Source organism: Streptomyces kryoterrae (assembly GCF_054072135.1).
Map to the genome: position 1 here is coordinate 3,226,539 of NZ_CM133358.1, position 11,561 is coordinate 3,238,099.

11 protein-coding genes are annotated in these 11,561 nt (G+C 70.7%); 7 read left to right on the forward strand and 4 right to left on the reverse strand.

Going from position 1 to position 11,561, the window contains the following annotated elements; genetic code table 11:
* Positions 1-400: 400 nt before the first annotated feature.
* Entirely contained in the window at positions 401-1,876 is a 1,476-nt protein-coding gene (locus ACW4TU_RS13460) for an MFS transporter (RefSeq protein ID WP_457427893.1), read from the reverse strand.
* 251 nt (positions 1,877-2,127) lie between these two features.
* Here ACW4TU_RS13460 and ACW4TU_RS13465 point away from each other — a divergent pair, with 251 nt between their 5' ends.
* Together ACW4TU_RS13465 and ACW4TU_RS13470 are read left to right on the forward strand one after the other, a co-directional pair.
* Positions 2,128-2,583, forward strand: a complete 456-nt coding sequence (locus tag ACW4TU_RS13465) for a MarR family winged helix-turn-helix transcriptional regulator (protein ID WP_457430077.1) — start codon at positions 2,128-2,130, stop codon at positions 2,581-2,583.
* Between the two features lie 213 nt (positions 2,584-2,796).
* Positions 2,797-4,095: a beta-ketoacyl-[acyl-carrier-protein] synthase family protein gene (locus ACW4TU_RS13470; protein WP_457427895.1), complete on the forward strand. Its 1,299-nt coding sequence runs from the start codon at positions 2,797-2,799 to the stop codon at positions 4,093-4,095.
* Between the two features lie 45 nt (positions 4,096-4,140).
* On the opposite strand, the gene ku is transcribed toward ACW4TU_RS13470, so the two are convergent.
* The gene (gene ku / locus ACW4TU_RS13475) at positions 4,141-5,214 is read right to left on the reverse strand and encodes a non-homologous end joining protein Ku (protein ID WP_457427897.1); all 1,074 of its coding nucleotides are present in this window, start codon (positions 5,212-5,214) and stop codon (positions 4,141-4,143) included.
* Positions 5,215-5,270: 56 nt separating this feature from the next.
* On the opposite strand from ku, the gene ligD reads away from it, so the two are divergent.
* The gene (gene ligD, locus ACW4TU_RS13480) at positions 5,271-6,143 is read left to right on the forward strand and encodes a non-homologous end-joining DNA ligase (protein ID WP_457427899.1); all 873 of its coding nucleotides are present in this window, start codon (positions 5,271-5,273) and stop codon (positions 6,141-6,143) included.
* 138 nt (positions 6,144-6,281) lie between these two features.
* On the opposite strand, the gene ACW4TU_RS13485 is transcribed toward ligD, so the two are convergent.
* Together ACW4TU_RS13485 and ACW4TU_RS13490 are read right to left on the reverse strand one after the other, a co-directional pair.
* On the reverse strand, positions 6,282-7,031 hold the full coding sequence (locus ACW4TU_RS13485) for a class I SAM-dependent methyltransferase (RefSeq protein WP_457427901.1): 750 nt from the start codon (positions 7,029-7,031) through the stop codon (positions 6,282-6,284).
* Between the two features lie 105 nt (positions 7,032-7,136).
* Positions 7,137-7,940, reverse strand: coding sequence for a nuclease-related domain-containing protein (locus ACW4TU_RS13490; protein ID WP_457427903.1), 804 nt, complete (start codon positions 7,938-7,940; stop codon positions 7,137-7,139).
* Between the two features lie 123 nt (positions 7,941-8,063).
* On the opposite strand from ACW4TU_RS13490, the gene ACW4TU_RS13495 reads away from it, so the two are divergent.
* From ACW4TU_RS13495 to ACW4TU_RS13510, 4 genes are all read left to right on the forward strand, one after another.
* Positions 8,064-8,570, forward strand: coding sequence for a protein-tyrosine phosphatase family protein (locus tag ACW4TU_RS13495; RefSeq protein ID WP_457427905.1), 507 nt, complete (start codon positions 8,064-8,066; stop codon positions 8,568-8,570).
* Positions 8,571-8,695: 125 nt separating this feature from the next.
* Complete coding sequence (locus tag ACW4TU_RS13500) at positions 8,696-9,451, forward strand: hypothetical protein (RefSeq protein WP_457427907.1); 756 nt, start codon at positions 8,696-8,698, stop codon at positions 9,449-9,451.
* The gene (locus ACW4TU_RS13505; protein WP_457427909.1) at positions 9,448-10,734 is read left to right on the forward strand and encodes an ATP-binding protein; all 1,287 of its coding nucleotides are present in this window, start codon (positions 9,448-9,450) and stop codon (positions 10,732-10,734) included. The genes ACW4TU_RS13500 and ACW4TU_RS13505 overlap by 4 nt, the downstream gene beginning before the upstream one ends.
* A gap of 67 nt (positions 10,735-10,801) precedes the next feature.
* Positions 10,802-11,500 carry an SH3 domain-containing protein gene (locus ACW4TU_RS13510; protein ID WP_457427911.1) on the forward strand — a complete coding sequence of 233 codons (699 nt, stop codon included), beginning with the start codon at positions 10,802-10,804 and terminating at the stop codon, positions 11,498-11,500.
* The last annotated feature ends 61 nt before the right edge of the window (positions 11,501-11,561 follow it).

Consider the following 11,561-nt stretch of genomic DNA (forward strand, 5'->3'; position numbering starts at 1 on the left):
GGCCGATTCCATTCAGCCACCATCGCCCGGCCGTCCCAAGTCCCGAAAAACCGCCCAATTCCAATCAGTATCGACATCACCGCAGACCCGACGGCACACCCCCAGCAGTCAGCGACCTGTCAGAAACCCGGTTGAATTCACTTCCGGATCACGCCTCGGAAACACTGCGGGCAGGCGAAGGAAACCTTGTAAATTCTTCATGTCGGCATCCCTGCGACCGAATCCGGCCATGCCTGAGAGGCCCCTTCGGCACGGCCTAAGGCCACTGCCGGGCGACACTGACGGACCATCTAATTCCACTGCCCCTTCCTGAACAAGAGGCAGGACACGACAGAACGAGCCGACCTCCCCGGCGGAAACCCGGGGAGGTCGGCTCGTCGCGAGAGCGGGGTGGCCGCTGTCAGCCCTTGGCCTCGGACACCTGGGACACCTCGGGAGCGAGGGCCTCCGGAGCCGCCTCGGCCGCCGAGGGGGCCCCCACCGGGCGGACCGGGATGAGGAAGGCGACGACCGACGCCGCGAGGCCGACACCGCAGCCGAGCATCATGGCGGCCCGGAATCCGGCCTCGGAAGGCAGCGCGAAGCCACCGAAGTCGGTGGTCATCTGGGCCAGGACGACACCGATGACGGCGGCCGACACCGAGCTGCCGATCGAGCGCATCAGGGTGTTGAAGCTGTTGGCGGAGGCGGTCTCGGACTGCGGGACCGCGCCCATGATGAGCGCCGGCATGGCGCCGTAGGCGAAACCGACACCCGTGTTGCAGACGATGGTCACGGCGAGCAGTCCCCAGGTGGAACCGGTGCCGACGAGCGGCAGGGAGATCCCGTACCCGATGGCGATGACCAGGCTGCCGACGGAGAGCGTGATCCTGGGGCCCGACTTGGCGGAGAGCATGGCACCGAGCGGTGACATGACCATCATCATCAGACCGGCCGGTGCCATCCACAGGCCCATGGCGAGCATGGACTCGCCGAGGCCGTAACCGGTCTCCTCGGGCAGCTGCATCAGCTGGGGGATGACCAGGGCCTGGGCGTACATCGCGAACCCGACGAGGATCGAGGCCGCGTTGGTCATCAGCACCTGCGGACGGGCGGTCACCCGGAGGTCGACCAGCGGTTCGGCGTTGCGCAGCTCCCACCAGCCCCAGGCCAGCAGCACGACCACGGCGACGGCGAACAGCCCGAGGGTGGTACCGCTGCCCCAGCCCCAGTCCGCGCCCTTCGACACGGCGAGCAGCAGACAGACCAGCGCGGTGCCGAGCCCGATCGCGCCGAGCACGTCGAAGCGCCCGGAGTCGGTGTTCTCCCGCCCGGCGGGCACGAAGAGCGAGATCAGCGCGGCGAAGGCGAGGCCCAGCGCGGCCACGATCCAGAACAGCACCCGCCAGCTGGCGTTCTCGGCGATCGCCGCGGAGAACGGCAGCCCGAGCGCACCGCCGACCCCCATGGACGCGCTCATGATCGCGATGGACGAACCGAGCTTCTCCGCCGGTACGACGTCACGCAGCAGGCTGATGCCCAGGGGTACGACGCCCATGCCCATGCCCTGCAGTCCGCGCCCGGCGATCATCGGGAGCACGGAGGAGGACAGCGCACAGAGGACGGAGCCCAGGACGAGCGGCACGAGCGAGACGAGCAGCATGCGCTTCTTGCCGTACATGTCACCGAGTCGGCCGGCGACCGGGGTCACGACCGCGGCGGCCAGCAGGGTGGCGGTGATCACCCAGGATGCGTTCGAGGCGGAGGTGTCGAGCAGGGTCGGCAGCTCCCCGATCAGCGGGACCACGAGGGTCTGCGTGATCGCGGCCACGATGCCGGCGAAGGCGAGGATGCCGACAACTCTGCCGGAGCCGGCGTCGGGCTTGGGACTGTCCACGGGGTCGCTCCCTCACAGGCAATGTGCATGATGCACGAGAAGTGCATCATACATATCACTGGTGAACGCACTAACTTGGGAGAGGGTCCGCCGAGGGGGAGACCCGTTCAGGAGCCGAAGGAAGCAGCCGCATGGACAAGCCCATGGCCGACCGCGTCGACAACGACGCGGTCCATGACGTGGACATCTACACGGACAGCGACGTGGACACCGATGTGGACAGCGCCGTGGACAGTGAAGTGGACGGCGGCTTGGGTAAACCCGTCGATCTGATCGAGTTCGAGATCATGCTCCTCGGGCGGCACATGCATCTGCTCTCGCCGAAAGCGCGGGGCGCGCTGGGACGGCTCGACCGCAGCGCCTACATCCTCCTCAGCCGTATCCAGGCGGAGGGGCCGATGTCCATCGGCCAGCTCAGCGCCGCTTTCGGCCTGGACGCGTCCACGCTCAACCGACAGACCGCCGCGATGCTCCGGGCCGGAATCGTCGAACGCATCCCCGACCCCGAGGGCGGCATGGCGCGCAAGTTCGCGATGACGGCGGAGGGCGAGCGCCGGCTGGCCTCCGACCGCGCGGAGAACCTGGACGGCCTGGCCAAGGTGATGGTCGACTGGACGGCCGAGGAGGTCGCCGACTTCGCCGCCCACCTGAGCCGCCTCAACCGTGACGTCGAGCGACTGGACGGACGGCCGTGGCCGCGGGAATGAGCGGACGGCGGCGGGCCGGGCACTGGGGACGTCCCACGCACCGCACACATCGGGCGCGGCGCACGCATCACGTGTGGCGCGTGCGCCGCATGCGACTAGTGAACGTACGTTAACGATTGAAGCCTGAACCATCTCGGCATGAATTGCCCCTGGCATGGGCAGAGTTGAGGTGCGCCGACCGTCCCGCGCCGCACTCCGGGAGGCAGCCTCGCCATGCACCCCGAGCCGGATGTCCGCCAGCACTCCACCGTCGCCCGCCGAGTCGTCGTCACCGGCCTGGGCGCCGTCACCCCGCTCGGCGTCGGAGTCCCCGATCTCTGGCGGGGACTGCTCGAAGGCCGGTGCGGAATAAGGGAGTTGACCGGCGAGGAGTTCACCGGCCTGCCCGTCCGCGTGGCGGGCACGGTCCCCGTGGACCTGGCCGGCCTGCTCCCCCGCCCCCAGGCCCGCCGGATGAACAGGGCCGCGCAGTTCGGCGTACTGGCGGCGCGGGAGGCCTGGCTGGACGCGGGCTTCGACGGTTCGGGCACGGAGGCGAGCGGCCTGCCCCCCGAGCGCGTGGGGGTGTCGGTCGGCGCGATCCTCGGCGACGCGTCGGTCCTGGTCGGGGGCGACCGCAGACTCCGTGAGAAGGGCCCCCGGGCGGTCTCGCCGCTCACCACCCCCATGACGGTGCCGTCGCAGACGGCGTCCCAGATCTCGCTGGCCCTGCGCATCACGGGCGAGGCCCGCACGGTGACCAGCGCCTGCGCGTCGGGCACGGAGGCGATCGGCCAGGCCATCGACCGCATACGGTACGGCCATGTCGACGTCGCCCTCGCGGGAGGCGCCGAGGCGGTGGTCACCCCGGCGATCATGGCGTCGTTCGCCGCGATGCGCGCCCTGTCGACGCGCCCCGCCGGAGACCTGCCGTCCCGCCCCTTCGCCAGGGACCGGGACGGTTTCGTCAACGGCGAGGGCGCGGGTTTCCTGCTCCTGGAGTCCGAGGAGCACGCCCGGGCGAGAGGCGCCCGTGTCTACTGCGAGGCGGCCGGCTGGGGCCTGTCGGCCGACGCCCACCACATGGCGGCGCCGGACCCGTCCGGCACCGGAGTGGCGCTGGCCCTCCACCGCGCCCTGCGCGACGCCGGTGGCCGGCCCTCCGACGTGGTCCACGTCAACGCCCACGCCACGGCCACGATCGACGGCGACCTGGCGGAGGCGAACGCGCTGCGGGCGGTACTGGGCGCGGTGGGCACACCCCGCGTCCCCGTCACGGCCCTGAAGGGCCACCTCGGCCACCTTCAGGGTGCCGCGGGCGGGGTGGAGGCGGTGGCGACGGCCCTGACCCTGCACCACGGCACGATCCCGCCGACGATCGGCTGCGCGGCGGGGGAACAGGACGAGGCGATCGACCTGGACGTGGTGAGGGGCGGCCCGCGCCCGCTGCCGGACCACGGGGATCTGGCCCTCAGCAACTCGTTCGGGTTCGGCGGGCACAACGCGGTGTTGGCGTTGCGGCGGGTGCGGTAGGGCCCTTCGGGGGCGGGAGGGGCGCGGGGGAAGCGGGGAGGCAGGTCACGCCGAACGCTTGCGGGCGGCTGTCTTCTTGACGGTGGCCTTCTTGGCCGTGGTCTTCTTGGCGGCGCCGGTCGACCTGGCAGTGGTTGCGGCCTTCTTGGTGGCAGAGGTCTTCTTGGCCGCAGCCTTCTTCGCCGTGGAGGTCGGCGTGGAAGACGCTGTGGACGTCGCCGTGGACGTCGCTGTGGAGGTCGACTTCTTCCCGACCTCTCCCTTGGGGACGGCCTTGGCCGTCGTACGAGCTGCGGAACGCGCCCGAATGGACTTGACCTCCGCCTCCTCCGCGACCTCCTCGCCCCGCGATTCCTTGGCCTCCCGGACGCTCTTCTCCAGTGCGGCCATCAGATCGAGCACCTTGCCACCGCCGCTCGGCGCCGGGGCGTGCGGTGCCTCCTCGCCGGAGGCCTTCGCGGCGATGAGCTCCTCGACGGCTTCGCGGTAGTCGTCGTGGAGGTCGGCGAGGTCGACCTCGCCGAGGGTGGCCATGAGGGCGTCGGCGAGATCGAGCTCCTGTTCCCGCACGGTGACGCCGGCATCCGGTGCGACACCGTCCGTGTCCCGGATCTCGTCGGGCCAGAGCAGCCCGTGCATGGCGATGACGTCGTCGACGACCCGCAGCATGCCGAGCCGTTCCCGCCCCCGGAGCGCGAACTTGGCGATGGCGACCTTCTGGCTGCGCTTCAGGGCCTCGCGCAGCAGGGTGTAGGGCTTGGCGGCCGGGACCCCGTTCGCGGACAGGTAGTAGGCGGTGTCCATCTGCAGCGGATCAATACGGTCGCCGGGCACGAAGGCGACGATCTCGATGGTCCTGGCGGTGGGCAGGGGCAGCGACGCCAGATCGTCATCGGTGATCGGAATCATCGACCCGTCGGCACCCTCGTACGCCTTGCCGATCTCGTCCCCCCGGACCTCGCGGTCCTCCATCTCGCACACCTTGCGGTACCGGATGCGCCCGCCGTCCTCGACGTGGATCTGCCGGAAGGAGATCGCGTGGCTCTCGGTGGCGTTGACGAGCTTGATCGGGATGCTGACCAGCCCGAAGGAGATGGCGCCGTTCCATATGGATCGCACGAGGTGAACCTTCCTCCGAGGGTGGCTTTGCCCCGCTTTCGTGGGATTCTCATCGTATGACGCCGATCACGGAGGTGGCGGGGCGAAGGGTGGCGCTCTCCAACCTGGAGAAGGTGATCCACCCGGCGACAGGCTTCACCAAGGGCGAGCTGCTCCACTACTACGCCACCACGGCGGACGTCCTCCTGCCCCACCTCCACGACCGCCCGGTCTCCTTCCTCCGCTACCCGGACGGCCCCGACGGCCAGGTCTTCTTCGCCAAGAACGTGCCGCCGGGTACGCCCGACTGGGTCACGACGGCGGAGGTCCCACGCTCGGAGGGCCCGGCACGCATGGTCCTGATCCAGGACCTGCCGAGCCTCATGTGGGCGGCGAACCTGGTCACGGAGTTCCACACCCCGCAGTGGCTGATCGACGCCCCGGGTGACGCCGACCGTCTGGTCATGGACCTGGACCCCGGCCACCCGGCCACGATCGTCGAGTGCTGCGAGGTCGCGCTGTGGCTACGGGAACGGCTGGCGGCGGACGGGCTGGAGACGTACGCGAAGACGTCCGGCTCGAAGGGCCTGCACCTCCTGACAGCGCCGGCGGCCCGGACCCCGTCCGGCGAGATCACGGCGTACGCGAAGGACCTGGCGGTCGAGGCGGAACGCACCCTCCCCCACCTGGTCGTCCACCGCATGACCCGCAGCCTGCGCCCCGGAAAGGTCTTCGTCGACTACAGCCAGAACGCGGCCCGGAAGACCACGGCAACGCCGTACACCCTGAGGGCCCGCACGGAACCGACGGTGTCGACACCGGTGACGTGGGAGGAGGTGGCGGGGTGCACTGATCCGGCCCAACTCACGTTCGGGGCCGGTGACATCGCGTCCCGGCTGGACAGGTACGGCGACTTGCTGTCTCCGCTCCTCCTGCCGCAGCCACCATGAACGGACGGACCGGCCGAGGCCGTTGCAGAGCCATGAATTGGCCGACTCTCATGATTCGGGCAGTGGTCTTCGACGTCGGCGAGTGCCCTGTGGACGGGAGCTGTGGGGCACGTACCGCCTCGCGCGGATCTCGACAGATCAGGTGGCGTGCAGCCGGAAGTGCAGCAGGCCTGTGGCGTCCGCAGAGGCGGGCTTGCCGTCAGGGTCGGTGACCGCGGTGACGGTCAGGCCGGCGGTCGTGGCCAGTTTCTCGAACTGGGCCCTGGTGTACCAGTGCAGGATCCACGGGCGCTCCACGACGCTGCTGTCCGGGCCGTGGTGGCGTTCGTAGCGCAGCAGTGTCGTCTGGGTCCGGGCTGTCTCGTCGCGTTGTTCGGCGACGACGGAGAACCGGAGCTCCGCGCCGTCGGGTGCGGCAGCCGTGCGTACGCGGCCGATCTGTCCGGCCGGGGTCGGTGCGGGGGTGAACAGGGGCACCAGGGCGGTGCCGCCCTCCGCCAGGTGGGCGCGGATACCGCGCAGGGCGGCCAGGGCCGCGTCGTCGTCGGGGAGCAGGGTGAAGGTCGGTCCGGCGAGGAAGATCGCCCGGTAGCGGCGGGGCAGGTCCAGGGCTTCCATACGCTGATGGAAGACGGTGGCGGCGATGCCTTGTCCGTCCGCCCGGCGACGGAGGCGTTCGAGCATGTCCGCGGAGGAGTCGACGCCGTCGACATCCAGGCCGCGCCCGCGCAGTTCGAGCAGCGGATCACCGTCTCCGCAGCCCAGCTCCAGCGCCGGCAGGCCGGCTTGCTGAACGAATGCCGCGTAGGGCTCGGGGTTCTGGGAGGAGGACTTCAGCGGTCCGTAGAGCTCCGCCACGATGCCGGTGTAGAAGTCAGCTGGGTCCACGGCCGTCACCCTACGCAGCCCGTCCCGCGCGTTCACTCGAATATCAAGGGTGCTGGATTCCCGGTGAGTTGGCCGTGAGCGAGCAGAACCGTCGTCCGGCTCCCGTCACACCCGCCCCCAGGTCCCCCGGTCCCGGGCCATCGCGTGCAGTGCCTCCACGTCCGCCGGTTTGAGTACGCCCCCCAGTCGCACCAGCCCCGACAGATCCGTGTCCTGGAGCACCCTGACCTCCCGCAGCGGAACCGTGATCCTCAGGTCGGCCGGGCCTGCCAGGGCCAGGACGGGGTGGACCTCGGCCGTCAGCGCGTACGAGGCCCGGTCGGCGTCCGAACGTACCCGGCGGAGCAGGGGGTGCGGGTCCCGGCGGCCCAGGGAGACCATCGGGTCGGCGACCAGTACCCGCTGTTTACGGGCGTACAGCGTGTGCACCGCGAACAGTCCTCCCGGGCCGATCACCAGGTGGTGGATCCGGTCACCACCGGGAAGCGGGAGCGAGTGCAGGGTGTGCCAGCCCGCGCCCTCCAGCGCCTCCAGTGCCTCACCCACCGCCTGTTCCGCCGTCAGGGCACGCCTTCGGGGGTCCGGGCGGAGACGGTGGGGTGGGCCCGGGTCGCGGTCCAGGGCGATCTGGAGGGCCTCGCCGGGACGGTTCGGGGCCAGGTCGTCGTCGGGGTGGAGGGAGAGCCGGGCCAGTTCCGCCGGGGTGGGGACCGGGGGCGGGCCCACCGTCACCGGGCCCGTCAGGAACGGGCCCAGGGCTTCCAGCACGTCCCCTCTGAGATCGTCGCTCAGCAGGTTGACCCGGGACGACTCACGGTCGTACCAGGCGATGTTCCGCCCGTCCGTCAGGCACACGTACAACCGCTCGTGGCCTTGGCGCCAGGCCGGTACGACGCGCAGTCCGCTCATCCACCATCACCCCAATCCCCGCATGGCCATAGGAACAGGCGGGGTGCTGCCGGGGCAAGGACCCGGTTACCTTTGAGGGGAGTTGGGGCGGAGTTGGGTGCCCGAGTGGGGGAGGCGGCGTAGTTGCGGACCCGCGGGAAGGAGCCCGACGTGCCGGCTCCGGGCAAGCCGTGGAGCGAGATCGTGCCCGGGCTGTGGATGGGCGGACACGAGTTCACACGTCGCCCGGGTGAGATCGAGTTCGCCGTCGTGCACGACGAGTTCGACCTGGTCATGACCCTGCTCAAGCTGCCCGGATACGGGCCCGATCCCGGCGTCGAGCATCACGTGTGGTCCATCCCGGACGGGCCGCTCGACGGGACCCAGCTCGCCGGTGTGATCCGGCTCGCCGAGGCCGTGTGCGCCGCGCTGGAGGACGGGCGCAGGGTGCTCGTGCGCTGCTACAGCGGCTACAACCGCTCGGGGCTCGTCGTCGCGCACGCCCTCGTCCTCGACGGGTACGACACGGAGGAGGCGATCCGCCTCATCAGGTCCCGCCGCTCCCCGTGGGCCCTGCACAACGAGCGGTTCGTGGAGTATCTGCGAACGGGCCTGCCCACGGCCCGGCTGCTGGAGGAACTGACGGAGTAACCCGCGTAACCCGCCCGACGAAATGCGCCTTCCCTGCGAATAAGGTGTCGTGGACGTGGCGACTCATCGACCGTCGCCCGCCGTCCCCTTCCCGACGCCCGTGCCAACGCCGACGCAGGAGTGCAGTGAACGCCAGCCGCATCTCCCGCGCTGTCCGCGCCCCGCGGATCTCCCGCGCCACCCTCGCCGTCCTCGCCCTGGCCACCGCTACCTCCGCCTGTGGTGACGCGGGCGGGCTGCGCGGGGCCGGGCCGACCGCCACCGCCGTCAGCCCCGCCCGGCTCTGGCCCGAGTTGCCCGCCGCGTCCAGTCCCGCCTGGGACTACGGCGAGGCCGAGACCGAGACCGTGAAGGGCGTCACCGCCCCCGGCGACGACATCCACAAGGTCGACCCGGTGGCCGTCGTACAGGCGGAGATCGCCCGGCACGCCGACACCTACACCGCCGACGGCGCCCCGTACACCGGGACGGCCGCCGGGATGGCCTCCTGCGGCGGCAAGGGCCGTACCGGAAGCAGGACCGGCGCCTGTCCCGTCCTCAAGGCCTACTACCGCGACCTCACCGGCGACGGCCGCGACGACATGGCCCTCGGTTTCCGGCTGCTGCCGGGCAACGGGACGGCCGTACGCGTGTACACCTTCCAGCGGCACAGGCTGGTGCAGATCATGGCGAACGACGACGCCGTGACCGCCGTGGAACTGGCCGGCCGGGCCGTGATCATCCGCTCGCCGTCGCAGATCCCGGGGTACGAGTACCGCACCCAGTGGACCTGGGACGCGGACCAGAAGGCGATGCTGCTCACCCGGGACGAGTTCCTGCGTACCGGCAAACCCAAGCGCGTCCCCTCCCCCCTGCCCGCCACCTCCGCGAGCTCCCGGTGAGGGTCTCGCTGCCCGGATGGGCGGGCACCCTCGCCGCCAAGGCCGCGCTGTTCATCACCGGCATGTGCTGCGCCCTCGCCGCCCTGCTCGGCGTCCTCGTGCATGTCTCGGTGACCCACCAGACCGTCGACCAGGCCCGCGACCGCGCGCTGTCCCGGCTGGTGGAGGCCACGGCCGCGTACGAGGCCGGGGACGCTCTGCGGCCCCACACCGGTATCGATCCCGAAGGGCTGCCGAAGGCGCTGCGGACGCTCGCGGCGGCCGGGGAGCGCGGCACGATGGTCACCGACCACGACGGGGAGCCGACGATGTGGGCGGCCGGACCCGCGGACGGCGGACACGCGCTCGCCGTGGCGCTCGACTACTCGCAGAGCGCCCGTACGATCGAGGGCCTCGACCGGGCCATCCTGTGGTCGTCGGGCCTCGCCATCGGCGCGACGCTGCTGGTCGGCGCGTTCGCGGTGACCCGGGTGACCCGCCGGCTGCACGCGACCGCCCAGGTGGCCCGCCGGATCAGCGCCGGCGACCTGGACGCCCGCGTCGGCGACGCCCGTACGCAGGACCCGAACCGTTCGCCGGACGAGGTCGCCGCCGTCGCCGCCGCCCTCGACACCATGGCCGCCTCGCTGCAGCGGAAACTGCTCAGCGAACAGCGCTTCACCGCCGACGTGGCGCACGAGCTGCGCACCCCGCTCACCGGGCTGCACGCGGCGGCCGAACTGCTGCCGGCCGGACGGCCCACCGAGCTGGTCAGGGACCGGGTCGCCGCGCTGCGGACGCTCACCGAGGACCTGCTGGAGATCTCCCGGCTGGACACGGGCAAGGAACGGCTGGAGGCCGACACGGAGGCGCTCGGCGCCCTCGCCGAACGGGTCGTGCGGGCTTCCGGAGCCACCGGAGCCGACACGGAGATCGTCGTCGCCAGGGACGCCCTCGTCGACACCGACCGGCGCCGTCTCGAACGGGTGCTCGGGAACCTGGTCGCCAACGCCCACCGGCACGGCCGTACGCCCGTGACGCTGACCGTCGACGGGCCGGTCGTGACCGTACGGGACCACGGTGACGGCTTTCCGGAGTACCTGGTGGAGCACGGGCCGCAACGGTTCCGTACGGAGGGCGGGGCGACCGGGCACGGGCTCGGGCTGACGATCGCGTTGGGCCAGGCGGAGGTACTGGGCGCCCGGCTCGCCTTCGCCAACGTGCCGGAGCGTGACGGCGGTGGCGCTCTGGCGACGCTCACGCTGGCCGAATCACGGGGGCCCGCCACCAACGGCCCAGCGTGACGGGCGCCTTACACGACCCGCTCCTAGCGTGGCGGTTAGTCAGCTCTGTCCTGCCAAAGGAGTCCACATGTCACCGCGGACCACCCTGACCCGCCTCGGCATCGCCGCCGCCACCACCGCACTCTCCGTCGGCGCCGTCACCCCGGCCCTCGCGAGCCCCGCCGACGACGACTGGGGCAGCAGCTGGAACCAGCAGCATCAACAGAACAGCCAGAGCAACCCGAACAATCAGAGTAGCCAGAGCAACCCGAACAATCAGAGTAGCCAGAGCAGCCAGAGCAGCCAGAGCAGCCAGAGCAGCCAGAGCAGCCAGAGCAACAACGACGGCGGCGGGCAGCAGCAGCAGCAGAGCAACAACAGCTGGAACCAGCAGAACAACAACGACGGCGGCGGGCAGCAGCAGAGCAACAACGGCTGGAACCAGCAGAACAACAACCAGCAAAGCAACAACCAACAGAGCAGCAACCAGCAGAGCAGCAACAGCAACTGGGGCCAGCACAACAACACCAGCAGCAACAGCAACAGCACCGTCCTCTACAAGGGCATCGTCACCGCCAACGGCGGACTGCGGCTGCGCAGCGCGCCGAACCGCGGCAGCGCGATCATCCGGGTCGTCCCGAAGGGTGCGATCGTCAACATCTTCTGCAAGACCGGCGGCGAGAACGTCGACGGCAACTCGCTCTGGTACCTCCTGACGGACGGCACCTGGGCCTGGGGCGCCGCCCGGTACATCGACAACATCGGCGCCGCACCGCGCTTCTGCTGACCCTGGTCGTGCCCTTTACCCGGCACAGCGTCACGCGGAATTCCATCCATTTTAGGTAGAT